We start from the raw sequence: 25,162 nt of genomic DNA on the forward strand, positions 1-25,162 counted from the left end.
GTTCTTCATCAAGATAGGGCGAGGCCTCGTTTCGATCGCCTGACGGCCGAACCTAAATCGTCGCCGGTCGGGTGGAAAGTAGCGGATTGGCCGTTCGGATCCGGCATGATGATCGCGATGTCGTTGCCCCCTCGGACGTCGGTTTGCGGCCAGAGGGCGATGCGTACGGCCTCATGATCATCGAAGGCTCAGAGGCTATTGCGTCGGCCAACGACGATGAAGCGCGACACGGGGAATTGCTGGTCAGGGGGCGTGAACTCAATGGCGGTAAATGGGCACTCCCGCTGCGCCTGAGGGCCTATGATCAGGGCGCAGCGTTCAGGCTCGAGATTCCTGCCGAGCCAAGACAGGGAGAAATACGGCTTTCGTCCGAGACGACCGCGCTTCGCTTCCCGCTCGATTACGCATGCCGAGGGCGAGACGTATCGATAATAGGTTCCCGACACCGTCCATCGCTTGTCGAGCTCGATCGACGCACCGGCATAGAGGTCGGTTTCGTACCAGCCCGGCAGGGCGCCATCGTTCGGCTGGCCGAGCCCGGGCTTCGACCCCTGGATACTGTTCCATGTTCCGGCAAGCACACTGGCCTTCTTCTCGGCCGGCAAAATCGTCTCGGTCAGACGCTCATCGCTTTGCTTAACCGGGCGTCCTGCGCTGTTGCCGCCGACGACAGCACCACCGACAGGGCGAGGCCGCAAGCGAGACCTGGTCAATCGTTTCCGCATCGTAACACTCGTTCGCAACTGACAAGGCTCAGCGTCGTTCCATTCACTGGACAGGAAATTAACCATGAATAGGGGGTACATTGACCGAGCCGGTACCGAGTGACGCGCCACAGCCAGCCGCGGGACGCAAGGCGGAGATCAATCCGCCTGTATTCTTCGTTTCGGCAGGCCTGATCCTGGCCTTCGCCCTCTTCGGCGCGCTCGCCCCGGAGACTGCGAACCGGGTATTCACGACCGTGCAGGCGCTGATCGTCGCGGATTTCGGCTGGTTCTACATCGCCGCGGTCGCGGGGTTCCTGATCTTCGCCATCTTCCTGATGTTCAGTCGCTATGGCGATGTGAAGCTCGGGCCCGACGACAGCGAACCGGATTACAGCTACCTGTCCTGGTTCGCGATGCTGTTCAGTGCGGGGATGGGCATCGGCCTGATCTTCTTCGGCGTGGCCGAGCCGATCCAGCATTATGCATCGCCGCCCGTGGGTGAGGGGAAGACGATCGCGGCCGCGCGCGAAGCGATGGTCCTCACCTTCTTCCACTGGGGCCTGCACGCTTGGGCGATCTACATCGTGGTCGGGCTGGCGCTTGCCTATTTCGCGTTTCGCCGTGGACTACCGCTCACCATCCGCTCGGCACTCTACCCGCTGATTGGCAAGCGGATCTATGGCCCGATCGGCCACGCTGTCGACATCTTCGCGGTGCTGGGCACGATGTTCGGCGTTGCGACGTCGCTTGGTCTCGGCGTGCTGCAGGTGAATGCCGGGTTCAATTACCTGTTCGGCCTGCCGACGAGCATCCCCGTTCAGCTCGTCCTGATCGCCGCCATCACCGGCATGGCCACGCTGTCGGTCGTTGCCGGGCTGGACAAGGGCGTGAAGCGCCTGTCCGAACTCAACATCATCCTGGCCGGACTGCTGCTCGCCTTCGTCCTCGTCACCGGGTCGACGGTGTTCCTGCTCCAGGCCTTTGTGCAGAACATCGGCACCTATCTTGGCGAAGTCGTGCCGCGCACCTTCCGCCTCTACGCCTATGAACCCAACCCGTGGCTGGGCAATTGGACCTTGTTCTATTGGGGTTGGTGGATCGCATGGTCGCCCTTCGTTGGCATGTTCATCGCCCGCATCTCGCGTGGGCGCACGATCCGCGAATTCATCGGCGGCGTGCTGCTGGTGCCGACCCTTTTCACCTTCCTCTGGATGACGGTGTTCGGCAACACCGCGATCGCGCTGGACATGGCTGGTACGACCGCCATCGCCGACACCGTCGCCAACAATCTGCCGGTGGCGTTGTTCGAGACACTGGAGCAGCTACCCTTCGCAACGATCGTCTCGGGTATCGCGACACTCTTGATCATCACCTTCTTCGTCACGTCGGCGGATTCCGGGGCATTGGTCATCGACATGATCACGTCGGGCGCGGCGGAGAACCCGCCGGTGTGGCAGCGTGTGTTCTGGGCGGTATCTGCGGGCGGCGTCGGTGCTGTGCTGCTGGTCGCCGGGGGGCTCCAGGCCCTTCAGACGGCCGCGATCGCCAGTGCACTGCCATTCGCGGTGGTTATGGTGTTCATCTGCTATGGGCTGCTGCGCGCCTTGCAGACCGAGGGTCAGGAAGCGATGGACCTGTCGGACGCGGGTTCCGCTCCGATCGCCGAAACGCCGTTGAGCTGGCAGCAACGCCTCGCGACCATCACGCGCTTCCACGACAAGCGTGAGGTTGCGGCGTTCCTCACCGATACGGCAAGCCCGGCGCTCGACGCAGTAGCGGAACAGATGCGCGACAGCGGCCTTTCGCCAACCCTCGTTCAGGACGAAAACCAGGTCGAGCTTTGCATCCCGCACGGCGAGCGTGGCGAGTTCCGCTACGGGGTTCGGGCACGCGGCTTCCGCCAGGCGAGCTTCGCCTGGGCGGCATCGCGCAAGGCGAACGAACAGGAGCGTCTCCACTACCGGGCGGTGGCGCATTCCTCGGAGGGAGAGCCGGCGCATGATGTGACCGGCCTGAGCGACGAGCAGCTGATCAACGATCTCCTCAATCGGTATGCGCGGTTCCGCCACGCTCGGCGGATGACCTGAGCAGGGGCTGTTCGCCGACCAGGAGCCGCCGCCGCCGAGAATGACATGCCGAATAGAGAAAAGGTCACGGACAGTGCCAATGAGCGCGCCATCGGCGAGCCGATTGCCGGCACCCCGCAAGGCCGCCCCGATGGCGCGCTCTCGCCTGGCGAGGACCTGCCGGAGGAGCCAAGCGACGAGGACGTTGCGTGGGTTGCGGCCAAGCTCGGTGCGCCTGACCAAACCAATAATTTCCTAGGTCTGCGATAGGCCTGGTTTTTCCGGGTCAATCGGCGTGACTTCGTCGGCAGGTTCGAAGCGCAGGGTCCACCGGGGGTAGCCTTCCGGTGAAATCTCGATGTCGGGCAGGCCGACCGGGTCCGAGCCGGTTTCTACCCATCCAGCGCCATGGCACCGATCGCAGGCAGTGCGCTTGCAGCGGAAGCTTACGAGATCAATCTCGGTATTCCATTGGCCCCGGCCTTTGCAGAATGGGCACATTGCATCCAAGCTCCCCTTACGGGGCTGGATCGGAACGATGTCGAAGGCGTGGGGGCTGTCTGGACCGTCGCAATAGACGATGTTGCTGGCGTGAGGCATGGGCCGCAGTCGCGGAACAGCCGTCTCAATGCAATACGGCCTTGGTGCGCTCAGCGACCATTTGTCTGGCGGTGATCCCGTCTCGCGCTGCCTGATCTCGGCAGGCATCCGATAACCAGCACGGCGCGCTTCCTACGCGCCAGGAACGGGTCGGTTGTTCTCAGACACCCTGTCCACGCCGGATTGCCGATGACCCCTCGGACACCCTCCGCAACCATCATTCGAAACTGCGAGAAACGCGATCTGCCGCGCTTGATGGACCGCGTGATGCGACGCCCATCTGTAGCACTGGGCGTCTCACGAGACATTGATTCTATTGATATTTCGCCAATCTCAACCGCGTGGCGATGAGATGGTGACCCCTACGGGAATCGAACCCGTGCTTCAGCCGTGAAAGGGCCGCGTCCTAACCGCTAGACGAAGGGGCCTGCGTGGTTGGAGGCGCCTAAGGCCAAGTGGCTGGCCCGTCAACCCTTCAATCGGCCCAAGCGGCATCTTCGACGTGCAACTCCGCTGCGGGGCGCGATGCCCAGTCGTCGATCTTGGCGCGACCGGCGAGCCAGAGCTTGCGGTGCGGGGCCGCGCCGAGCAGCGCCTGGCCGAGCGGCGTCTCGGCGGCGCGGAACGCCATCGCCTTGACGCTGCGGCCGTCGTCACCCGCCACGATCGTGCGGACATGGCCATTGCCCACCACATCCGCCTTGATCACGCGGACCGGCCCCATCGCGACGCGCGGTGCGGGCCAGCCCATCCCATAGGGGCCACCTGCGTCCATCGATTCGACCAGCGCAGGATTGACCCCGCCCGCGGCAAGGACCGCATCGAGCAGCAGCGCGCGGCCGTCATTCGACTGCGCCACCGCCGCGGCGAGCCGGTTCTCGAGGAAATCGGCAAAGGCCGGGATCGCCGCTTCGGTGATCGTCAGTCCGGCCGCCATCGCGTGGCCGCCCCCTGACACGAGCAGGCCCTGCTCGCGCGCCGCCATCACCGCCGCGCCGAGATCGACGCCCGGGATCGACCGGCCCGATCCCTTGCCGATGCCGTGTTCGTCGACCGCGATGACGATCGCGGGCCGGCCGAGCTTTTCCTTCAGGCGACCCGCGACGATGCCGATGACGCCGGGATGCCAGCCATGTCCGGCGACGACCGAGACGCTGCGCTCGCGGCTGGCGAGAAGGTCGGCGGCCTCCTGCACCGCGGTCTCGATCGCGCGGCGTTCCTCGTTGAGACGGTCGAGCTCCTCGGCGATCCCGCGCGCCTCGTCGGGGTCCTGCGTCGTCAGCAGGCGGACGCCGAGATCGGCGCGGCCGACGCGCCCGCCAGCGTTGATCCGCGGGCCGAGCGCGAAGCCGAGATCGGTGCAGGTCGGGTTGCGCGTCAGCCGCGACGCCGCGATCAACGCCGCGACGCCGATGTTGCGGCGCGCGCCCATGACCTTCAGCCCCTGCGCGACGAACGCACGGTTGAGCCCGCGCAACTGCGCGACGTCGGCGACGGTGCCCAGCGCGACGATGTCGAGCAGGTCGATGAGCTTGGGCTCGGCGCGATCCGCGAAATAGCCGCGCGTGCGCAGCGTGCGGACGAGCGCGGCAGCAGCGAGGAAGCACATGCCGACTGCGGCGAGATGGCCATGCGCGGCGCCCTCATCCTCGTCGAGCCGGTTGGGATTGACGAGCGCCAGCGCGTGCGGGAGTGCGGTCGAGCATTTGTGATGGTCGATCACGATCACGTCGACCTTCGCATCGCGCGCGGCATCGAGCGCGTCGAACGCCTGCGCGCCGCAGTCTACCGTGACGATCAGCGAGGCGCCTTCTCCCGCGAGCCGGACCATGGCCTCGCCCGACGGGCCATAGCCTTCGAGCAGGCGGTCGGGGATATAGGCGCGCGCCTCGATCCCCAGATCGCGCAGCACGAGGATCATCAGCGCGGCGGAGGTCGCGCCGTCGACGTCGTAATCGCCGAAGATCGCGACCTGTTCGCCCGTCTGCACCGCATCGGCGAGCCGATCGGCCGCGCGGTCCATGTCGCGGAAGATCGACGGGTCGGGCATGAACGCGCGGATCGACGGCGTGCGGTGCGCGTCGAGCGCCTCGCGCGGGCAGCCGCGTGCGAGAAGGAGCTGGGTCACCAGATCGTCGCCGCCGAACCCGTCGCGCGCGTCCGCGGCGAGCGAGCGCCAGCGCCAGGGCTGACCGAGGATCGAGGAGGTTACGCCGAGAACTGTCATGCGCCGGAGGTAGTGGCTGCGGGGGGATTGTCGAGCGGGTTCACCGACGCGGGCAGGCGATCCTCCGCCGACGGGGGAGGGGCGTCACTTGATCCAGGGGCGTTCGCGAAACCATTTCGTGACGATGTATTTGACGCCCTCGACCACCGGCATGCCTTCGTGGAGCGTCAGGCCATTGGGGCTGCCGTCGGGGCTCATGTTGTTCCACGCGAGCAGCAGCCCGCGCTTGGGCGCGACCTTGACGCCTGCCTGTGGGAACCAGGTGGCGCCGCCCTCGGGCACGTCGTTCAGATAGACCATCGCGGTCCAGGTGCGCTGGCCGCCCTGTTCCTGCATCTTGTCCCAATAGCTTTCGCTCGCATGGAAATAATCGTGATGCGCGCGAAATTGCTGGCCGGGGGCGTAACGCTGCCCCTGCATCGTCTCGCCATGCGGCAGGTCGATGCCGAGCAGAGCGGCGATCGCCTCGTCGGTGGGTTGGACATCGGGGGACCAGCGATCCATGTCGCAGCTCTCCGACGTGCGGAAACTGCTGTTCGGGCGGTCGGACAGCAGCGTCGACGGTCGCCGCTTCGAATCGATCAGCGCGATGAGCGCACGACAGGTCGCGGCGTCGAGGAAGTTGGCGTGGTGATAGAATTGCACGCCGTCGATTGCGACCCGCTGGACCTTCGGATTGGCGTCGAGCCGCGCGGCGACGCTGGCGCCCGCCGCCTGCCGTGTCGGCGCCATCGGATCCTGCGGTTTGGCTTTGGTGAATAAACCCATGGATCCGAATTTGCGCAGCCGTCCGCGAAACGCAAGGGGGGCGCAACTGGGACGGCACGACGGGCGGGGTCGCTCGTCGTGCCGCGATGCGCCTACCAGAAGATGTCGTAGACCGTGTCGACGACCCGCCCGCTGTCGAGATCGACGAGCAGCGCATCATTGTAATAGCGGACCCAGCGATACGGGCCATAGGCCTCGGGCAGGCGATAGGTGTAGGGATCCTGGATCCAGTAATTCTGGTTGTACAGGATGCTGTTCAGCGAAAAGCCGATGCCGAAGCGGCGATAGCCCGAGCCCCAGCCGTTCGGCGCATAATAGCGCGGCAGGCGGTAGGCGCCGCGGTTGCTCGCGCGATAGTCGCTCCAGCCATAGCGAGTGTCACTGCGCCAGCCGCGGTTCCACGCTCCGCGCTGGCCATATCCGCCGCGACCATAGCCCTGGACGGTGCCGTAGCCGCCGAAATGTTGGCCGTTGCGATAGCCGCCCCGATCCCGATCCCGATCGCCGTCGCGCCCGCGCCAGTCGTCGCGGCCGCGGGGGTCCGGGCGGCCGCGCCAGTCGGCGCGCCCGCGTGGATCGTCGCGATAGCCGCGGTCCTCGCCGGGGCGGCCGTCGAAGCGGGCGCGGTCGGGCTGACCGCGGCGATCGTTTGTGACGTCCTGGCGGGCATCACGCTGCGCGTTACCGCGAACCCAGTTCTCGCGAACCTGGTCGGCCTGTCGGTCCGACGCCACGCGCGCATTCCAGTCCTGGCGGGGGCCGTCCGGTCGGCCGTTGCGCCCATAGCCGCCGTCACCGCGTGCCTGGCTCTGCACGACCGCGCCCTGGTCCGCACGTTGCGGACGATCGCCTCGATCGCCTCGATCGCCTCGATCGCCTCGATCGCCTCGATCGCCCCGATCACCACGCATCTCGCCATTCCCCGGCGCCTCGGCACCGAACCGCTGCGCCTGTGCGGCAACCGGCACCAGTGCGGATGCCACGAGCAAGATCTTCAGGAAACTCCGCGTCATTGCCGTCGTCCTCGACTGCCGGCGCACGAGCCGGCTCCTATGGTGCACCCCGTCTAGCCTTACCGGCGTGAGGCGACGCTGAATGGCTTGGTCAGCGATCCGACAGGATTCGTGCGCGGGCGGCCTAGCGCGCGGGCGGCGGGACGAGCGCGGGGACGAGCCGTGCGGAATCCGCCGGGTCGATTTCGGGGCGGGGGCCGGCGGGCAGGACCTCCTCGCCGCGGGTCGCGCGGCCCGCGCGCTGGATCGCCTCGACGACGCGCGGATAGACGCCGCAGCGGCACAGATTGGTGATCTGTTCGCGGATCAGCGCCTCGCTGGGGTCAGCATCGCGTTTCAGCAGCGCGGCGGCGGCCATGATCATGCCGGGGATGCAGAAGCCGCATTGCGGCACCGCTTCGGCGATGAAGGCGAGCTGCAGCGGGTGGTTGCGTTCGTGCGACAGCCCCTCGATCGTGGTGACATAGCGCCCCTCGATCGACCCGATCGGCACACGGCAGCTGCGCACCGCACGGCCGTCGATATCGACCGTGCAGGCGCCGCAATGGCCGGTGCCGCAGCCATATTTCGTCCCCGTCAGGTTCGACGCATCGCGCAGCGCCCAGAGCAGCGGCGTCGCGGGATCAAGCCGATATTCGATCGCCTGGTTGTTGACGGTGAAGCGGGTCATCCCCGCGCGCTAGCCGATCCCCCGGGCGGAGGGGAGGGGGCTATTGCCGCCAGCTCGTGTCGCGCTTGTCGACCAGCCGGACCATCGCCTCGAAATCCGCCTTGCCCGCGCCACCGGGCAGCGAGACCTTGCCGAGATCGCGCTGGTGGACCTTGACGACATCGTCGGGGATCAGGATCGGCGTGCCCATCGACGCCGTCGCGACCTGGATCTCGCAGGCGCGCTGCAGCGACCAGTGCTTGATGAACGCCTCGGGCAGCGTCCGGCCCATGACCAGAATGCCGTGATTGCGCAGCAGCATCACGCGCTTGTCGCCGAGATGCTCGATCAGCCGTTCGCCCTCTTCCGACCGGACGGTGACGCCCTCGAAATCATGATAGGCGATCTGGCCGATAAAATTGCAGGCATAGAAATTCGTCGGCTGCAGCCCGCCCTCGACCGCGCTGACCGCCATGCCCGCGGTCGTATGCGTGTGCATGATGCAATGCGCGTCGGGCAGGTGCTTGTGGAACAGCGCGTGCTGCGTGAAGCCCGCGAGATTGACCGGATAGGGGTTCTGGTCGAGCTTGTTGCCGTCGATGTCGATCTTGACGAGGCTCGACGCGGTCACCTCGCTGAAATGCAGCCCGAACGGGTTGATCAGGAACGCGCCGTCCTCACCGGGGATCTTCAACGTGATGTGGTTGTAGATCATCTCGGACCAGCCGAGCATGTCGAACACGCGGTAGCAGGCGGCAAGCTGCTGGCGGGCCTCCCATTCCGCGGGTGAAACCGTCGAATTGCGCAGCGCTGCGGTCGCCATCTCATGCTCTCCCTTGTCGCGTTTGCAAACGGCATACCCGATGCCCGAAAGCGCGGCAATCGACGGGTGGCACGCCGCAGCCGGGCGCGCGAACGCGCCTCTGCCATTGCCACGCGCGGTCGCCCCGGCTTATGCCGCCGCCCAACAAGACCGCGAGAGGGCGCAATTTATCATGCATGTCGACACCCATCACACCGCCGCCGCGGGAGGCGCCGCCGCAGAGGGCGATGCCAATCACGGTTACGACGCCCCCGACCTGCGCGTCTTCGTCTTCGGCCTGTTCTTCATCTTCGGCGGCATCACCTCGCTGAACGACATCATCATCCCCAAGATGAAGGAGCTGTTCACGCTCGACCATGCGACCGCGATGCTGGTCCAGTCGGCCTTCTTCCTCGCCTATGCGCTGTTCTCGATCCCCGCCGCGGCGATCGTGCGCAAGGCCGGCTATATGCGCACCGCCTCGATCGGGCTGGTGACGATGACCGTCGGGTGCCTGTTGTTCATCCCGGCGGCGGGCAAGGCCAGCTTCGAGATGTTCCTGTTCGCGCTGTTCGTGCTGGGCGCGGGCATCACCGTCGTCCAGGTCGTCGCCAACCCGCTGATCTCGGCGCTCGGCGCGCCGAAATCGGCATCGAGCCGGCTGACCTTCGCGCAGGCGTTCAACTCGCTCGGCACGACGATCTTCCCCTATGTCGGCTCCGCGGTCATCCTCGGTGGTCTCGCGACGGTGGATTCCTCGACGCTGACCGGCGCCGCGCTTGACGCCTACCGGACCGAATCGTCGCGGACCGTCGTCCACACCTATATCGGCCTTGCCATCGCGCTGCTGATCGTCGCCGCCGTCGTCTGGACCAGGCGCAACCGGCTGAACGAGGAGCAGGAGCAGACGGGCAGCATCCTCCACGCCTTCACACTGCTCAAGCGCCCGCGCTTCGCGATGGGGACGGCGTGCATCTTCCTGTATGTCGGTGCCGAGGTCGCGGTCGGCTCGCTGATCGTCAACTACCTGATGCAGCCGAGCGTGATGGGCCTGAGCGATGTCGCCGCCGGCCAGCATGTGCCCTTCTACTGGGGCGGCGCGCTGATCGGGCGGTTCATCGGGGCCTATGTCCTCAACAAGGTGTCGCCGGGCAAGGTTCTGGCCGGTGTTGCGACGGGAACGCTGGCGCTGATCCTGATCTCGGCGAATACCGAGGGTGCCGTGTCGGGTTGGGCCTTGCTGTCGATCGGGCTGATGAATTCGGTGATGTTCCCGACGATCTTCGCCTTGGCATCCGAAGGCCTTGGCAAGCGTGCGGCCGAGGGGTCGGGCGTGATCGCCACGGCGATCGTCGGCGGCGCGATCATTCCCTATTTCACGGGCGTGCTCGCGGACTCGTCGGGCAGCCTGCACTTCGCGCTGCTGCTCCCGGCAATCTGCTACGCGCTGATCCTTGCTTATGGAGTCTATGCGCGCAAGCCGGTGACGGCCGCCGCCTAACCTCCGTATGCCTCCGTCGTCCTGACCTTCGTCAGGATGACGGAGGCGGGAGCATCGGTGCCGCCCGGCCGGTCGCAAGATCGGCATCCGAGAAGCGGATCGGCGCGCGCAAACCCGGTACGCTCGATCCATCCGGACGCACGACGTCGATCGCCATGCCGCGCGCGATCACCTGTGGATCGTCGAACGCCTGCGCGACGGTGTTGATCGGCCCGGCGGGGACGCCGACCGCCTCCAGCCGCGCGAGCAGATCGAGCTTCGGCACCAGCGAGGTCGCCGCCTCGATCCCCGCGAACAGGATATCCTTGAAGGCAAGCCGCCCGGCGTTGGTCGCGAACCGCGGATCGTCGCGCATTTCGGCCAGGCCCATCGCGTCGCAGAACCGCCGGAACTGGCCGTCATTGCCGACCGCGAGGATGAACCACCCGTCGCTCGTCGGGAAGACGGCATAGGGGCATACGTTCATGTGCGCGTTGCCGACCCGCGTCGGCGAGACGCCGCTCGCAAACCAGTTCATCGCCTGATTGGCGAGCACCCCGGTCATTGTGTCGAGCAGCGCCATGTCGATTTGCTGCCCCCGGTCGGTCCGCTCGCGCATCGCCAGCGCCGCCTGGATCGCGATCACCGAATACAGCCCGGTCATGATGTCGGCAAAGGCCACGCCGATCTTTTGCGGCGCCCCATCGGGCTCGCCGGTGAGATCCATGATCCCGCTCATGCCCTGGACGATGAAGTCATAGCCCGCGCGCGGTGCGTAGGGTCCGTCCTGTCCAAAGCCGGTGATCGAGCAATAGACGAGCCGCGGATTGATTGCGGCGAGCGTCGGATAGTCGAGCCCGTATCTGGCAAGCCCGCCGACCTTGAAATTCTCGATCACGACATCGGCGTCGGCGATCAGCGCACGAACCGCAGCCTGTCCCTCGGGCGTCGTGAAGTCCGCGACGACCGAGCGCTTGCCGCGGTTGGCGGCGTGGAAATAGGCCGCGTCGCGGGTGCCGTCGGGGTTGTCGATGAACGGCGGGCCCCAGGTCCGGGTGTCGTCGCCGGCGGGGCTCTCGACCTTGGTCACGTCGGCACCGAGATCGGCGAGCACCTGGCCAGCCCAGGGGCCGGCGAGGATGCGGGCGAGTTCGACGACCTTTAGGCCGGCGAGGGGTGTAGGTTTGCCTTCCACGATTAAATCACCACCCCGGCGGAGGCCGGGGCCCAGTTGGAAAGGTTGTAGTAACGACACGCAGCATCAGCCAAGGCGCGTTCCCCAACTGGGCCCCGGCCTTCGCCGGGGTGGCAAGCAAGCACGTGGCCTATCACTAGAACGCTGCAATACCCGTGATCGCGCGGCCGAGGATCAGCGCGTGGACGTCGTGTGCGCCCTCATAGGTGTTGACCGTCTCGAGGTTCATCATGTGACGCATTACCTGATATTCCCCCGAAATGCCGTTGCCGCCGTGCATGTCCCGACTCATCCGCGCGATGTCGAGCGCCTTGCCGACATTGTTGCGCTTGACGATCGAGACCATCTCGGGCGCGAACCGCCCCTCGTCCATCAGCCGCCCGACGCGCAGTGACGCCTGGAGCCCGAGCGCGATCTCGGTCTCCATGTCGGCGAGCTTTTTCTGATAGAGCTGCCGCCCGGCGAGCGGGGTGCCGAACTGGTTGCGATCGAGGCCATATTGCCGCGCGGCGTGGAAGCAGAATTCGGCGGCACCGAGCGCACCCCACGAGATCCCGTAGCGCGCGCGGTTGAGACAGCCGAACGGCCCCTTCAGCCCCTGGACGTCGGGGAGCAACGCGTCCTCGCCGACCTCGACCTCGTCCATCAGGATCATGCCGGTGATCGACGCCCGCAGCGACAGCTTGCCCTCGATCTTGGGCGTCTCGAGCCCCTTCATCCCGCGTTCCAGGATGAAGCCGCGGATGCCACCGCCATGCTCGTCGGACTTGGCCCAGACCACGAACACGTCGGCGATCGGCGAGTTGGAGATCCAGGTCTTGGCGCCCGAGATGACATAGCCGTTCGCGGTCTTCTTCGCGCGCGTCGTCATGCCGCCGGGGTCCGACCCCGCATCGGGCTCGGTCAGTCCGAAGCAACCAATGAACTCGCCAGTCGCGAGCTTCGGCAGATATTTGCGCTTCTGTGCCTCGGAACCGAACGCATTGATCGGGTACATCACCAGGCTCGACTGGACCGACATCATCGAGCGATAGCCCGAGTCGATCCGCTCGACCTCGCGCGCGACCAGGCCGTACGCGACATAGGAGGCGCCGACGCCGCCATATTCCTCTGGGATCGTCGGCCCGAGCAGGCCGAGATCGCCCATTTCGCGGAAAATCGCGGGATCGGTATGTTCGTGCTGGAACGCGTCAATGATCCGCGGCGCGAGCTTGTCCTCGGCATAGGCGCGCGCGGTATCGCGGATCATGCGTTCGTCTTCGCTCAGCTGGTCGTCGAGCAGGAACGGATCCGCCCATTCGAACTTGCCCATTCCGGCGCCGGTGCCTGCCATCGTCATCTCCTTCATTGGCCGCCGACTTCGTGTTTCCAAGGCGGAAAGTCCAGCCCCAAGGCATGGCTATGCGTCGATCAGCGTCAACGCCGCGATGGTGACACGCAGCCGCGACCCGACCTGCTCCACCGCGTCGATCGCGAGATCGGCGAGGATGTGCCCCCGCAGTGGCAGCTCGGCATCGGGCAGGGTGGCAAGCCAGGATCGAAAACCGGGTATGGGATCCGCCAGGATGACCAGATGGTGTTGCTCGCCCGAGAAGGTCGCGCTCGCCCATGGGCGTGAAACCGTCTCGATCACCTCAACTGACGTGCCAGATGCTGCGGCACTGGCGTGAAGTGCGCGGATCAACCGCGTCGCGACATCGGGGCCGCGCAGGGGGTCCATCCTCACGACCGGCCGCGCCCGGACGTGTTCGCGATGAACGCCTCGATCCGCGCGACCAGGCCCGCGCGTGGTTGGCGACCGCGTCTGAGATCTGCGACGAGCCGGGAATCATTCACTGCACGCCGTCCGAAGGTCGCCGCCCCCATGTCGGTCTGCCGCAGATATCGGTTGATCTTGACCAGTACGGACATCGTTTGCTCCTTGTGATTCCCTCTGTCTGTTCACGATCTGTTCCTTGAAGTCCAACTTGTCTAGGATTTTTCCTGCGCTATGGTTTCACCATGTCCGATCCCGATCCCCGAGCAGCGCTGGCACGGTTTGCGGCTGCGCGCGGGGACAGTCTGGCGGCCCTGTCGGCGATGCTGGGACGCAATGCGGCCTATCTGCAGCAATATGTGAAGCGCGGGTCGCCACGACGACTGGCGGAGGACGATCGCCGGCTGCTCGCGCAGTATCTCGGCGTCGAGGATCATGTTCTCGGTGGGAGCGGGGGAAAGACGGGGGCGAGCCGCACCGGGTTTCGGATCGCCCGCCTCGCGGTGCAGGCGTCGGCCGGGCCGGGCGCGCTGGTCGATGATGAGGTGCTGCTGGGCACCGACGTGATCGACCCGGCGCTGGCGCGGCGGCTGGGGCTGCGCGACGGGCAGGCGGCGATCATCCGGGTCCGGGGGACTTCGATGGAGCCCGGACTGCAGGATGGCGATCACATCATCGTCGATATGGCGACCACGGTGCCGGGCGCGCGTGGACGGCTTCACGTCATCCGGGTCGATGGCCTGACGATGGTCAAGCGGGTCGCGCTGCGGGACGGGACGCTCAGCGTGTCGAGCGACAATCCTGCCGCGCCGCCTGTACCCGACGGCCCGGTCGACATTGTCGGCCGCGTCGTCTGGCAGATGCGCGAACCCGCCTAGCGGCGGTCGCGAATCCAGACGAGGAGCGCGGCGGCGACGCCGATCGCGGTGCCGATCAGGAGGCCGGGCGTGGCCTGGCCGATCGCAAATCCGACCCCGGCACCGCCAAGGATGCCGAGTGCGATCAGGAAGCCGCCAGCAGCGGTCGGACGTTTATCAGCCATGATCCGCACCTGCCACGTCGCGCGCACGGACGCCAGTGCCGGACGTCGACGCGGACGATGCACCGTGCAACGCGCTGATTGTCCGGCAGGATATTTCGATGTCATGACGAAACGTGGCGAAAATGCGTCACGAACGACTGTCGCGGGGGGCCAAGCCCGGCTAGGAGGCGAGCATGGTGTACCGCTTCGGGTGGGTCGGGATCGGTACGGCCACCGCCGTCCTTGTCGTGCCGATGCTGACGGCGCCCCCGTGCGCCGCCGCCCAGACACGCGTGTCCACGCCGCAGGAGGGCGCTGCGGCCGCAGACGCGCCGGTGTCGCTCGATCCCATGTCGCCGCTCGCGCCGCTGCCCGATATCGGCGTCGCCTGGCCCGATCTTGCCGCCGCCACCGATGATCCGGTCACCGTCGCGACCAACACCGATGCGACGACCGAGACGCGCTATTCGTGGCGGATCGAGGGAATCGACTCGATCGAGAACGCGCTGCTGAAACAGCGGTTCGACCAGCTCTCGACGCTCAACGCGAACGACGGCGAGGTCGCCAATGCAGCGCAGCTCGATCGCCGTGCGCGCGAGGACGGCGACCTGCTCAACAGCCTGTTGCGCGCCGAGGGCTATTATGACGCGCGCGTCACCACCCGGGTCGAGCCCGGGCAGAAGCCGCTGGTGATCGTCTCGGCCGATCCGGGCACGCGCTATACCTTCACGGGCGTGACGATCGATGGTCTGGCGGCGGCGGGGGACAAGGCGCCCGCGCTGGCCCAGGCCTTCGGCATCAAGCCTGCCGACCCGGTCAACTCGGATGCGATCGTCGCGGGCGAGGCCAAGCTGACGACTCAGATCGGGCGCGAGGGCTTTCCGTTCGCCAAGGTCGGCGATCCGGCGATCGTGGTGGACCATGCGACGCGCACCGCGACGCTCGACCTGTCGATCGTCCCGGGCGGCCAGAAGCGCTTTGGCCGGATCGTCGCGCTGCCCGGCAACCGCGTGTTCGATGCGGAGCATGTGCAGGAGATCGCGCGGTTCACGCCCGGTCAGCCCTATGATGCGGGCGAGCTGGACGATCTGCGCCGGGCGCTCGTCCAGACCAGCCTGGTGTCGTCGGTCGAGGTCAGGCCGATCCCGGGCAGCACCGCCGACAGCGTCGATATCGGTGTGAAGCTCGACCGCGCGCCGCCGCGCACGGTCGCGGGCGAGCTTGGGTATGGCACGGGCGAGGGCGCACGCGCCGAGGTCAGCTGGACGCATCGCAACCTGTTTCCGCCCGAGGGCGCGCTCACGCTGCGCAGCGTTATCGGGACGCAGGAGCAGCTCGGCGCGATCGTCTATCGCCGCAACAACTTTCATGCGCGCGACCGCGTGCTGACCGCGCAGGTCTCCGCGGTGCATATCAACCGCGATGCGTATGAGGCCAAGACCTTCACGCTGGCCGGCAGCATCGAACGCCAGACGAACATCTTCTTCCAGAAGACCTGGACCTGGTCGCTCGGCGCGGAGCTGATCGCGTCGGACGAACGCGACGTGATCGTGTCGACCGGCGATCCTCGACGCCGGACCTTCTTCATCGGCGCGCTGCCGACCACGCTGAATTATGACGGATCGGACGACCTGCTCAACCCGACGCGCGGGTTCCGGCTCGGCGGGCGGCTGAGCCCGGAGGCATCGTTCCAGGGATCGGTGTTCGGCTACGCCCGGACGCAGATCGACGCGAGTGTGTACCGGACGGTCAGCGACGGGATCGTGCTGGCGGGGCGGACCCGGCTCGGCACGATCGTCGGCGCGCCGCGCGATCAGGTGGCACCGTCGCGGCGTTTCTATGCCGGCGGCGGCGCGTCGATACGCGGCTATGGCTATCAGTCGATCGGTCCGCGCGATCCGAACAACGACCCGATCGGCGGCCGCAGCCTGACCGAATTCTCGATCGAGGCGCGGATCAAGGCGTTCGGCAATTTCGGGGTCGTGCCGTTCCTCGATGCGGGCAACATCTACACGTCGCCGCTGCCCAAATTCACCGGCCTGCAATATGGCACGGGGATCGGGGTGCGCTATTATTCGAACTTCGGCCCGATCCGCTTCGATGTCGGGACGCCGATCAACCCGCAACCGGGGGACAGCCGGATCGCGGTCTATGTATCGCTGGGACAGGCGTTTTGACCGACGCCGCGACCGACGCGACAGAGCCGGGCCGGCCTGTGCCACGGCGCCGCTGGTGGCGCTGGCTTGCGGCGGCATTCCTGGCCCTGGTGGCGATCGTCGGCGCCGCGCTGCTGATCGTCGATACCGATATCGGCCACCGCTATGTCGCCAATCGGGTCGGCGCGATCCGCGCGGCCAACGGGCTGCGTTTCACGATCGGGCGAATCGACGGGTCTCTCTATGGTGATACGCAGCTGACCGATCTGCGCGTCTATGATCTCGACGGGCTCGTGTTCCAGGCACCGCGCGTCGCGCTCGACTGGTCGCCCGTCCGCTGGTTTTCGAACCGACTCGAGATCCGGCGGCTCGCGATCGAGCGCGCGACGCTGTTCCACGTCCCGCGCACGCGACCGTCGAAGAGGCGCACGCCGATCCTGCCGGATTTCGACATCCGAATCGGGCGGCTCACGGTCGGACGCCTGCTGCTCGACACCCGCGTGCTCGGCACCGCCCGCGTCGCGCGGCTCGACGGCCGAGCCGATATCCGCTCGGGACGCGCGCTCGTCGATGTGAACGCGCTGGTCGCGGGCAGCGACCGGCTCAAGCTGCGGATCGATGCGGAGCCCGCGCGCGACCGGTTCGATCTGGACGTCGCGGCGCGCGGGGCGGCGAACGGGGTGCTCGCGCGGATGGTCGGTGCCCGGAGCAACGTCGCGCTCGTCGTCACCGGTGACGGCCGCTGGGCGCGCTGGACGGGCCGCGCACAGGGTAATGTCGGCGCGTCGCGCGCGGTCGATCTCGCGCTCTCACAGGCGAGCGGACGCTATACGCTGTCGGGAACGCTCGCCCCCTCGGGGCTGCTCAGCGGACGGCTCGCAGCGCTCACGACGCCGCGGGTGCTGGTCAATGGCGCCGCGACGTTCGTCGAACGCCGGCTCGACGGGCGGCTGTCGCTGCGGTCGCCGGCGCTCTCGCTCGACACAACGGGTATCGTCGATCTCGGCGCGAACGCGTTTCGTGATCTTCGCGTGAAGGCGCGGCTGCTGCGGCCGACGGCGCTGATCGGGACGATGGGGGGCAGCGGCATCGAACTGCGCGCCATTCTCGACGGTGCCTTCGCGACCGCAAGCTTCGACTACCGCCTCGACGCGGCACGACTGACCTTCGACAAGACCGGCTTCGATCGCGTGCGGATCGCCGGCAAGGGGCGTCTGTCGGCGGCGCCGGTCACCGTCCCGATCCGCGTCACCGCCGCCCGCGTGACCGGGGTCGGCGATGTCGCCGGGGGGATCCTGCGCAACCTGTCGGTCGATGGGCGGCTGCGGATCACGCCTGCGCTGTTGACCGGTGACGACCTCGTGCTGCGCTCCGACAAGCTCAACGGACGGATCGGCATCCGGGTCGATCTGCGCACCGGGCGGTTCGACGTCGGGGTGAATGGCCGGCTCGGTCGCTATCTGATCCCGGGGCTGGGGATCGTCGACGTCACGTCGACGCTGCGCGTCGTTCCGGGGCCGAACGGCAAGGGGACGCGCGTGATCGGGCAGGGCGCGGCACAGGTGCTGCGACTCGACAACGCCTTCTTCCGCAGTCTCGCAGGCGGTCTGCCGCGGCTCACCGCCAATCTCGAACGAACGACGGACGGAGTCCTGCATTTCAGCAACCTCGTCCTTGTCGCGCCGCAGATCCGGTTGAGCGGCAACGGCTACAGACGGCGCGACGGCAGCTTCCGGTTCGAGGGCGGTGGCCGTCAGCAGAACTACGGGCCGGTCACGCTGACGCTGGACGGCAGGATCGAGCGGCCGACGCTCGACCTCGTCCTTGCCAGCCCCAGTCCGGCCTTGGGGCTGACCAACGTGCGGGCGCATCTCGATCCGACCGCGCAGGGCTATGCCTTTGCCGCTGCGGGTGGCTCGCGGCTTGGCCCCTTTACCGCGACCGGAACGCTGCTCCTGCCGCGCGGCGCGGGTGCCACGATCGCGATCGCCGCGCTGGACGTCAGCGGGACCCGCGCGACGGGGACGCTCGCGATCGTCGATGGCGGCTTCAACGGGCGGCTCGCGGTGGCGGGCGGCGGTCTAGCGGGTGAACTGCTCTTCCGGCCGGTCGGCGAGAATCAGCGCGTCGAGGCGCACCTCGATGCGCGCGCGGGGACGCTTGCCGGCTGGACGTTGCGGCGTGGCCATATGGACCTCGTCACGATTCTCGACCCCGCGGGAACCTCGATCGAGGCGACCGCGACCGGCGCAGGCTTGCAACGCGGCGCGCTCAGCATCGGGCGGCTGGCTGGCAGCGCGTCGCTGCGCGGCGGAGTGGGGCAGATCAAGGCGTCGATCGCCGGGTCGCGTGGACGGGCGTTCGATATCGAGAGCGTGACCGACGTGACCGCCGACAGCTATCGCATCGCGGCGCAAGGGACGCTCGACCGGCGGCCGCTGCGCCTGCTGAGCCCCGCAATCGTGACCCGCGACGGCGATGGCTGGCGCCTCGCACCGACGCGTCTGAGCTTTTCGGGGGGCGAGGCGCAGATCGGCGGACGCTTCACCGGATCGACCAGCGCGATCGATGCGAGCATGACGCGGATGCCGCTGGCCATCCTCGATATCGGCTATCCGGGACTCGGTCTTGGCGGTCTGGCATCGGGTACGTTCAGCGTCGCGACGAGCGGCGGCAACCCGCCGACGGGCAAGGCGGACGTGACGATCCGTGGCCTCAGCCGTGCGGGGCTCGTGCTGTCGTCGCGGCCGATCGACGTCGGGGTCGCGGCGCTTCTGTCGCCCGACAAGCTCGGCCTGCGTGCGGTGATCGCCTCGGGCGGCAAGACGATCGGTCGCGCACAGGCGCAGCTTGCGCCGCTTGGTGAGGGCGACCTCGCCACGCGGATCGCACGCGCGCGGCTATTCGGACAGCTTCGCTACAGCGGGCCCGCGGACACGCTGTGGCGACTGACGGGGGTCGAGCTGTTCGACCTGTCGGGGCCGGTAGCGATCGGTGCGGACGTCGCCGGTACGCTCGAGGCGCCGGTGATCCGCGGCGTCGTCCGTGCGACCAACGCCCGCATCGAAAGCGGCACGACGGGGACGATCCTGTCGAACGTCCAGGCCAGCGGCCGGTTCGGCGGCTCGCGCCTGGTGATCGACCGTTTCGCGGCGGACGCGGGCAAGGGCGGCCGGGTGACGGGGGTCGGCCAGTTTGATTTCGCAGGCAAGAACGGGCTTGGCATCGACCTGCGGCTCCAGACTGCAAGCGCGGTGATGATCAATCGCGACGATATCGGCGCGACCGTGACGGGGCCGCTGACGTTCACGTCGGACGGGATAGGCGGCGTGATCGCGGGCGACGTGGTGATGAACAAGAGCCGCTACCGGCTAGGCCAGGCGACCGCGGCGAGCGCGGTGCCGCAGCTCAACATCCGGGAAATCAACCTGCCCGAGGGCGGCGAGGAAAAGGCCGCGCCGACGCGCCCCTGGACGCTGGCGATCAAGGCCCGCGCACCGAACCAGGTCATGGTCAGCGGGCTGGGGCTGACGAGCGAATGGTCCGCCAATCTCCAGATCGCCGGTGAGCCGCAGAACCCCGCGATCACGGGCCGTGCGACGCTGATCCGCGGCGATTACGAATTTGCCGGCCGCGAATTCGAGCTGGCACGCGGCGTCATCCGGTTCGATGGCGGCGTGCCTGCGAACCCGGCGCTCGACATCGAAGCGAACGCCGATTCGACAGGGCTCAACGCATCGATCCGCGTCACGGGCTATGCGCTCAAGCCCGAGATCGGGTTTACCAGCACGCCCGCGCTGCCACAGGATGAACTGCTGTCGCGTTTGCTGTTCGGGACGTCGATCACCAACCTGTCCGCGCCCGAAGCCCTGCAGCTCGCGGCGGCGGTGGCGGCGTTGCAGGACGGCGGCAACGGGATCAACCCGATCAACGCAGTGCGGCGTGCAGCAGGTCTCGACCGGCTGCGCATCCTGCCTGCCGACCCGCAGACGGGGCAGGGCACGTCGATCGCCGCGGGCAAATATGTGACGCGGCGGCTCTATGCGGAGATCGTCACCGACGGCCAGGGCTATAGCGCGACGCAGGTCGAGTTCCAGGTCACGCGCTGGCTGTCGCTGCTGTCGAGCATCTCCACGCTTGGCAGGCAGAGTGCGAACGTCCGCATTTCCAAAGACTATTGAGCCGGCGGCAAACGCTAGAGGACCCCTTGTCGTGGGAACCAGGCCTGTCGGGCATGGTTGATCGGCCGTTACATATCGAGGCCAGATGACCCTTCCCCAATCTCTTTCGATCGCCACGCTCATCGGCATGATGATGCTCTTCATCTGGGGACGGTTTCGCTACGACGTCACAGCTATCCTGGCGTTGCTAGCGAGTATCGCGCTCGGGATCGTCAGTCCGAAGGACGCTTTCAAGGGCTTTTCCGACGACATCGTGATCATCGTCGGTTCGGCGCTCGTCATCTCGGCGGCGGTCCAGCGCTCGGGGGTGATCGAACTGGCGCTGGCGAAGCTTGCAAAGCGGGTCACGCGGGTGCGGTCGCAGCTTGTCGTGCTGACCGCGTCGGTGGGGTTCTCGTCCGCGCTGGTCAAGAATATCGGCGCGCTGGCGATGCTGATGCCCGCCGCGTTCCAGATGGCGAAGAAGAACAACACCTCGCCATCGGTGTTCCTTATGCCGATGGCGACCGCGTCGCTGCTCGGCGGTCTCATCACGCTTGTCGGTACCTCGCCCAACATCATCGTCAGCCGCGTCCGCGAGCAGATGACCGGACATCCCTTCGGCATGTTCGACTATGCGCCGGTCGGGCTCGGGCTGACGGTGATGGGGCTGATCTATCTGCGCTTCGCCTATCGCCTGCTGCCGCGCGACCGGCGGGCTGCGCCAACGATGGGTGAGGCGCTCGACATCAAGGGGTATATCACCGAAGCCGCGATCCCCGAGACGTCCCCTGCGGTCGACGAGTCGGTCGAGGACTTTCTCGCACGGCACGACGGCGAGGTGTCGATCACGCGGATCTTGCGCGCGGGCATGCGCAGCGCGCCGAACGAGCATACGCACCTGAGGGCGGGCGACGTACTGATCCTCGGCGGCGAACCCGATGCGCTCGAACGCGTGATCGCGCGCGACCGGCTGAAGCTCGAAGGCGAGGACCGCGAAAAGGCGGATCAGGCGGACGACGATGAAGTCGGCGTGATCGAGGCGGTCGTCAATGTCGGTTCGCCGCTGGCGGGCAGGACCGCGGCGCGGCTTGCGCTGCAGGCGCGGTTCGGGGTCAATCTGATCGCGATCTCGCGACAGGGCGAGCATCTGTCGCGCAGGCTGGCGAATATCGAGCTGCGCGCGGGCGACGTGCTGGTGCTGCAGGGGCCGCTTGAGCAGCTACCCGGCAAGCTGCGCGACCTCGGCTGCCTGCCGCTGGCACAGCGCGAAATGCGGCTTGGCGTGTCGAAGCGAAGCTGGCTGCCGATCGGTATCCTCGGCGTCGCGATGGGGGCGACGGCGATGGGGTTCGTGCCCGTGGCGGTGGCGTTCTTCGCCGCAGCGGGGCTGATCATGGCGACCGGCGTGCTGCCGGTGCGCGAGGCCTATGACCATGTCGAATGGCCGATCCTGATCATGCTCGGCGCGTTAATTCCGGTCAGCGATTCGCTTCGCACCACCGGCGCATCTGACGTCATCGCGACATGGCTGTCCGCGACCGCATCGACGCTGCCGCCCTGGGGCGCGGTCGCGCTGATCCTGGCGGCCGCGATGGCGGTCACGCCGTTCCTGAACAATGCCGCGACCGTGCTGGTGATGGCGCCGATCGCGGCGACCTTTGCAGGCGATCTCGGCTATCGGCCCGAGGCGTTCCTGATGGCGACCGCGGTCGGGGCGGGGTGCGACTTCCTCACGCCGATCGGCCATCAGTGCAACACGCTGGTGATGGGGCCGGGCGGCTACAAGTTCAGCGATTACGCCCGGCTCGGCGCGCCCTTGTCGCTGCTGGTGCTGCTGGTCGGCACGCCGCTGATCGTCGCGGTCTGGCCGATGCACTGAGCCCCCTCCCGCAGGGGAGGGGGCGTCGGCGGGGTCAGCCGGGCAGGCCTACCACGGTCTTCACCTCCATGAAGTCCGTTAGCCCGTAACGGCCATTCTCGCGGCCATTGCCCGATTGCTTGTAGCCGCCGAACGGTGCGCCGATGTCGGGGCTCCACGAATTGATCGTGACCAGCCCCGCCCGCAGCTTAGGCGCGACCTTCGCGGCGGCGGCGGGGTCACCGGAGATCGTCGCAGACAGCCCATATTCGGTCGCGTTGGCGATGCGGATGCCCTCGTCCTGGTCGGCATAGGCGGTGATCGTCGCGACCGGGCCGAACGTCTCCTCCTGCGCGATCCGCATGTCGGGGCGGACATCGGTGAACAAGGTCGGCTGAATGTAATAGCCCGCGTTGCGTCCGTCGGGACGGCCGACGCCGCCGGTGACCAGCGTCGCACCCTCGTCGATCGCCGACTGGATCAGCCCCTGGATCTTGTCGAACTGCGCCTTGTTGACGACGGGGCCGATATGCTGGCCCATTTCGGCAGGGTCGCCCACTTTGGTCTGCTCCATCATCGTTTTGACGATCGCAGTGGCCTCGGCAACCTGACTGGCATGGACCAGCAGCCGGGTCGGCGCGATGCAGCTCTGCCCCGAATTGGCGAGCACGCCCGCCACCGTCGGCGGCAGGACTTTGGCAAGGTCTGCGCCTTCGAGCACCAGGTTCGCCGCCTTGCCGCCAAGTTCCTGATGGACGCGCTTGACGGTCGGAGCGGCGGCCTGCGCGACTGCGATGCCCGCGCGGGTCGACCCGGTGAAGCTGACCATGTCGACGTCGCGGTGGCTCGACAGCGCCACGCCGACGCCGGGGCCGTCGCCGTTGACGAGGTTGAACACTCCTGCCGGGACGCCCGCGGCATCCATGATCTCGGCGAGGATGATTGCACAGGAGGGCGCCTCCTCGGACGGCTTCAGGATCATCGTGTCGCCTGCCGCCAGCGCGGGGGCGACCTTCGCGCAGATCTGGTTGAGCGGCCAGTTCCACGGCGTGATCATCGCGACGACGCCGAGCGGTTCGTGCACGACGGTCGCCTTGCCGATGACTTCGGAGAATTCGAACGCTGCCAGCGCCTTGGCGGTCGCGGAGAAATGGGCGAGGCCGGTCGGGGCCTGCGCCATCGATGCGAGCGCCATCGGTGCGCCCATTTCCTGCGACATCGCCTTGGCCAGATCGGGCATGCGCGCCTTGTACTCGGTCATGATCCGACCGAGCACGTCGAGCCGCTCCTGCACGCTCGTCTGGCTCCAGCTTTCGAACGCCGCGCGGGCGGCGGTGACCGCCTTGTCGACATCGGCCGCGGTGCCGAGCGTGATCTCGGTACAGGGCTGTTCGGTCGAGGGGTCGATGACCTGGTGGATTCGGCCGCCGTCTCTGTCGACCCAGGCGCCGTTGATATACTGCTTCAGATAGCTCTTCATCATGCCTCTCCGCATCGTGTTTTGCAAAGGAATGGGCGTCGGGCGGATCGGTTGCAACCCGAAACGCGGAGCCTAGTTAGGGTCATGATCAACAGGAGACGGGCATGGCACGCATAGCGACTATCAGCACGACCGGTGGCCCCGAGGTGATCCAGTGGGACGACGTCGACCTGCCCGCGCCGGGCAAGGGCGAGGTGTGGATGCGCAACACCGCGGTCGGGCTGAACTATATCGACACCTATCACCGCAGCGGTGTCTATCCGGTAGCGTTGCCCTCCGGGCTCGGCAGCGAGGCGGTCGGCGTGGTGATGGCGGTGGGCGAGGGGGTCACGGGCTTTGCCCCGGGCGACCGCGTCGGCACCTTCGGCCCGACCCGCGGGGCCTACGCCACCGAGCGCAACGTGCCCGCGGGCGAGCTCTTCCATTTGCCCGACACGCTCGACGACCGCACCGCCGCGGCGATCCTGCTGAAGGGCTGCACCGCGGAGTTTCTCATCGAACGCTGCGCGCGCGTCGAGGCGGGGCAGACGGTGCTTGTCCATGCCGCCGCGGGCGGGGTCGGGCATATCCTGGTCGGCTGGCTGAAGGCGATCGGCGCGACCGTGATCGCGAGCGTCGGCAGCGAGGCAAAGGCCGAGCGGACGCGCAAGGCGGGGGCCGATCACGTCATTCTCCACCGGTCCGAGGATATCGCCGCCCGAGTGCGCGAGATCACCGGCGGGAAGGGCGTGCCCGTGGTGCTCGACGGTGTCGGCGGCGCAACGTGGGCGGCGTCGCTCGACAGCGCGGCGAAGCGCGGGCTGATCGTCAGCTATGGCAATGCAGGGGGCGTGGTCGATGGCGTCAATCTTGGCGTGCTCGCGGCCAAGGGGTCGCTGTTCGTGACGCGCCCGACGCTGTTCGATTATGCCGAGCACCGGCAGGCGATGGTCGACCGGGTGTTCGCGATGCTCGCGCAGGGCGCGTTCAAGCCCGAGATCGGCCAGACCTTCGCGCTGGAGGATGCGGCGGATGCGCACCGGGCGCTCGAGGCAGGAGAGACGTTCGGGAGCAGCGTGCTGCTGGCCTGAGCGCGCTGTAATCCTGTTCTCCCGCGAAGGCGGGAGCCCAGACTGTGTCCCCGCCTTCGCGGGGACACAGGGGCATAGAGCAGAACCCAATTTGATCTTCCCGTGCAGGGCAGAAGTAGCGGGATGCTCGAACGAAGAAAGGGCGCCCGGA

General features: G+C 67.3%; 19 protein-coding genes and 1 tRNA gene. 8 read left to right on the forward strand and 12 right to left on the reverse strand.

The window, feature by feature from the left end:
• Positions 1-71 precede the first annotated feature (71 nt).
• Both IFT71_RS21990 and IFT71_RS14095 read left to right on the forward strand, forming a co-directional pair.
• On the forward strand, positions 72-797 hold the full coding sequence (locus IFT71_RS21990) for a glycoside hydrolase family 97 N-terminal domain-containing protein (protein WP_446740764.1): 726 nt from the start codon (positions 72-74) through the stop codon (positions 795-797).
• An 8-nt stretch (positions 798-805) separates the two neighbouring features.
• A complete protein-coding gene (locus tag IFT71_RS14095) occupies positions 806-2,794 on the forward strand; it encodes a BCCT family transporter (RefSeq protein WP_192141645.1) in 1,989 nt (662 codons plus the stop codon).
• Positions 2,795-3,726: 932 nt separating this feature from the next.
• Here IFT71_RS14095 and IFT71_RS14100 read toward each other — a convergent pair.
• From IFT71_RS14100 to IFT71_RS14125, 6 genes are all read right to left on the reverse strand, one after another.
• A tRNA-Glu gene (locus IFT71_RS14100) sits at positions 3,727-3,801 on the reverse strand.
• A 47-nt stretch (positions 3,802-3,848) separates the two neighbouring features.
• Positions 3,849-5,600, reverse strand: coding sequence for a single-stranded-DNA-specific exonuclease RecJ (gene recJ / locus IFT71_RS14105; protein WP_192141647.1), 1,752 nt, complete (start codon positions 5,598-5,600; stop codon positions 3,849-3,851).
• Between the two features lie 84 nt (positions 5,601-5,684).
• Entirely contained in the window at positions 5,685-6,368 is a 684-nt protein-coding gene (locus tag IFT71_RS14110) for a prolyl hydroxylase family protein (RefSeq protein WP_056406126.1), read from the reverse strand.
• A 92-nt stretch (positions 6,369-6,460) separates the two neighbouring features.
• The gene (locus tag IFT71_RS14115; RefSeq protein WP_192141649.1) at positions 6,461-7,381 is read right to left on the reverse strand and encodes an RcnB family protein; all 921 of its coding nucleotides are present in this window, start codon (positions 7,379-7,381) and stop codon (positions 6,461-6,463) included.
• A gap of 124 nt (positions 7,382-7,505) precedes the next feature.
• The gene (locus IFT71_RS14120) at positions 7,506-8,051 is read right to left on the reverse strand and encodes a (2Fe-2S)-binding protein (RefSeq protein WP_192141651.1); all 546 of its coding nucleotides are present in this window, start codon (positions 8,049-8,051) and stop codon (positions 7,506-7,508) included.
• Between the two features lie 40 nt (positions 8,052-8,091).
• On the reverse strand, positions 8,092-8,853 hold the full coding sequence (locus IFT71_RS14125; RefSeq protein WP_031438880.1) for a class II aldolase/adducin family protein: 762 nt from the start codon (positions 8,851-8,853) through the stop codon (positions 8,092-8,094).
• A 172-nt stretch (positions 8,854-9,025) separates the two neighbouring features.
• On the opposite strand from IFT71_RS14125, the gene IFT71_RS14130 reads away from it, so the two are divergent.
• On the forward strand, positions 9,026-10,333 hold the full coding sequence (locus IFT71_RS14130; RefSeq protein ID WP_192141653.1) for a sugar MFS transporter: 1,308 nt from the start codon (positions 9,026-9,028) through the stop codon (positions 10,331-10,333).
• A 31-nt stretch (positions 10,334-10,364) separates the two neighbouring features.
• Here the strand turns inward: IFT71_RS14130 and IFT71_RS14135 are convergent, their stop codons facing one another.
• The 4 genes from IFT71_RS14135 to IFT71_RS14150 all read right to left on the reverse strand — a co-directional run bounded on the left by IFT71_RS14135 (position 10,365) and on the right by IFT71_RS14150 (position 13,418).
• On the reverse strand, positions 10,365-11,507 hold the full coding sequence (locus IFT71_RS14135) for a CoA transferase (protein WP_192141655.1): 1,143 nt from the start codon (positions 11,505-11,507) through the stop codon (positions 10,365-10,367).
• A 136-nt stretch (positions 11,508-11,643) separates the two neighbouring features.
• A complete protein-coding gene (locus tag IFT71_RS14140; protein WP_031438883.1) occupies positions 11,644-12,840 on the reverse strand; it encodes an acyl-CoA dehydrogenase in 1,197 nt (398 codons plus the stop codon).
• Between the two features lie 66 nt (positions 12,841-12,906).
• On the reverse strand, positions 12,907-13,233 hold the full coding sequence (locus tag IFT71_RS14145) for a hypothetical protein (RefSeq protein WP_166746094.1): 327 nt from the start codon (positions 13,231-13,233) through the stop codon (positions 12,907-12,909).
• Positions 13,230-13,418 carry a hypothetical protein gene (locus IFT71_RS14150; protein ID WP_031438885.1) on the reverse strand — a complete coding sequence of 63 codons (189 nt, stop codon included), beginning with the start codon at positions 13,416-13,418 and terminating at the stop codon, positions 13,230-13,232. The genes IFT71_RS14145 and IFT71_RS14150 overlap by 4 nt, the downstream gene beginning before the upstream one ends.
• A gap of 90 nt (positions 13,419-13,508) precedes the next feature.
• Here IFT71_RS14150 and IFT71_RS14155 point away from each other — a divergent pair, with 90 nt between their 5' ends.
• Positions 13,509-14,141: a S24 family peptidase gene (locus IFT71_RS14155; protein WP_192141657.1), complete on the forward strand. Its 633-nt coding sequence runs from the start codon at positions 13,509-13,511 to the stop codon at positions 14,139-14,141.
• Here the strand turns inward: IFT71_RS14155 and IFT71_RS14160 are convergent.
• On the reverse strand, positions 14,138-14,305 hold the full coding sequence (locus tag IFT71_RS14160) for a hypothetical protein (protein WP_167396669.1): 168 nt from the start codon (positions 14,303-14,305) through the stop codon (positions 14,138-14,140). The two genes, IFT71_RS14155 and IFT71_RS14160, sit on opposite strands and share 4 nt — an antisense overlap.
• 173 nt (positions 14,306-14,478) lie before the next feature.
• On the opposite strand from IFT71_RS14160, the gene IFT71_RS14165 reads away from it, so the two are divergent.
• From IFT71_RS14165 to IFT71_RS14175, 3 genes are all read left to right on the forward strand, one after another.
• Positions 14,479-16,461: an autotransporter assembly complex protein TamA gene (locus tag IFT71_RS14165; protein WP_192141659.1), complete on the forward strand. Its 1,983-nt coding sequence runs from the start codon at positions 14,479-14,481 to the stop codon at positions 16,459-16,461.
• Positions 16,458-20,621, forward strand: coding sequence for a translocation/assembly module TamB domain-containing protein (locus tag IFT71_RS14170; RefSeq protein ID WP_192141661.1), 4,164 nt, complete (start codon positions 16,458-16,460; stop codon positions 20,619-20,621). The genes IFT71_RS14165 and IFT71_RS14170 overlap by 4 nt, the downstream gene beginning before the upstream one ends.
• Before the next feature lie 85 nt (positions 20,622-20,706).
• On the forward strand, positions 20,707-22,482 hold the full coding sequence (locus tag IFT71_RS14175; protein WP_056406135.1) for an SLC13 family permease: 1,776 nt from the start codon (positions 20,707-20,709) through the stop codon (positions 22,480-22,482).
• Positions 22,483-22,516: 34 nt separating this feature from the next.
• On the opposite strand, the gene IFT71_RS14180 is transcribed toward IFT71_RS14175, so the two are convergent.
• Positions 22,517-23,941: an aldehyde dehydrogenase family protein gene (locus tag IFT71_RS14180; protein WP_192141663.1), complete on the reverse strand. Its 1,425-nt coding sequence runs from the start codon at positions 23,939-23,941 to the stop codon at positions 22,517-22,519.
• Positions 23,942-24,045: 104 nt separating this feature from the next.
• Here IFT71_RS14180 and IFT71_RS14185 point away from each other — a divergent pair, with 104 nt between their 5' ends.
• Positions 24,046-25,011 carry a quinone oxidoreductase family protein gene (locus IFT71_RS14185; protein WP_192141665.1) on the forward strand — a complete coding sequence of 322 codons (966 nt, stop codon included), beginning with the start codon at positions 24,046-24,048 and terminating at the stop codon, positions 25,009-25,011.
• The last annotated feature ends 151 nt before the right edge of the window (positions 25,012-25,162 follow it).

Source organism: Sphingomonas sp. CFBP 13733 (genome assembly GCF_014841795.1).
In the GTDB taxonomy this organism is placed as follows: domain Bacteria; phylum Pseudomonadota; class Alphaproteobacteria; order Sphingomonadales; family Sphingomonadaceae; genus Sphingomonas; species Sphingomonas aerolata.

What these genes read in the sequence shown, in the direction of transcription:
- IFT71_RS14185 (WP_192141665.1), top strand. Translation starts at nt 24,046, where the DNA reads ATGGCACGCATAGCGACTATCAGCACGACCGGTGGCCCCGAGGTGATC.
- IFT71_RS14130 (WP_192141653.1), top strand. Translation starts at nt 9,026, where the DNA reads ATGCATGTCGACACCCATCACACCGCCGCCGCGGGAGGCGCCGCCGCA.
- IFT71_RS14165 (WP_192141659.1), top strand. Translation starts at nt 14,479, where the DNA reads ATGGTGTACCGCTTCGGGTGGGTCGGGATCGGTACGGCCACCGCCGTC.
- IFT71_RS14125 (WP_031438880.1), bottom strand. Translation starts at nt 8,853, where the DNA reads ATGGCGACCGCAGCGCTGCGCAATTCGACGGTTTCACCCGCGGAATGG.
- IFT71_RS14180 (WP_192141663.1), bottom strand. Translation starts at nt 23,941, where the DNA reads ATGAAGAGCTATCTGAAGCAGTATATCAACGGCGCCTGGGTCGACAGA.
- IFT71_RS14120 (WP_192141651.1), bottom strand. Translation starts at nt 8,051, where the DNA reads ATGACCCGCTTCACCGTCAACAACCAGGCGATCGAATATCGGCTTGAT.
- IFT71_RS14160 (WP_167396669.1), bottom strand. Translation starts at nt 14,305, where the DNA reads ATGGCTGATAAACGTCCGACCGCTGCTGGCGGCTTCCTGATCGCACTC.
- IFT71_RS14155 (WP_192141657.1), top strand. Translation starts at nt 13,509, where the DNA reads ATGTCCGATCCCGATCCCCGAGCAGCGCTGGCACGGTTTGCGGCTGCG.
- IFT71_RS14175 (WP_056406135.1), top strand. Translation starts at nt 20,707, where the DNA reads ATGACCCTTCCCCAATCTCTTTCGATCGCCACGCTCATCGGCATGATG.
- IFT71_RS14110 (WP_056406126.1), bottom strand. Translation starts at nt 6,368, where the DNA reads ATGGGTTTATTCACCAAAGCCAAACCGCAGGATCCGATGGCGCCGACA.
- recJ (WP_192141647.1), bottom strand. Translation starts at nt 5,600, where the DNA reads ATGACAGTTCTCGGCGTAACCTCCTCGATCCTCGGTCAGCCCTGGCGC.
- IFT71_RS14115 (WP_192141649.1), bottom strand. Translation starts at nt 7,381, where the DNA reads ATGACGCGGAGTTTCCTGAAGATCTTGCTCGTGGCATCCGCACTGGTG.
- IFT71_RS14140 (WP_031438883.1), bottom strand. Translation starts at nt 12,840, where the DNA reads ATGGCAGGCACCGGCGCCGGAATGGGCAAGTTCGAATGGGCGGATCCG.
- IFT71_RS14150 (WP_031438885.1), bottom strand. Translation starts at nt 13,418, where the DNA reads ATGTCCGTACTGGTCAAGATCAACCGATATCTGCGGCAGACCGACATG.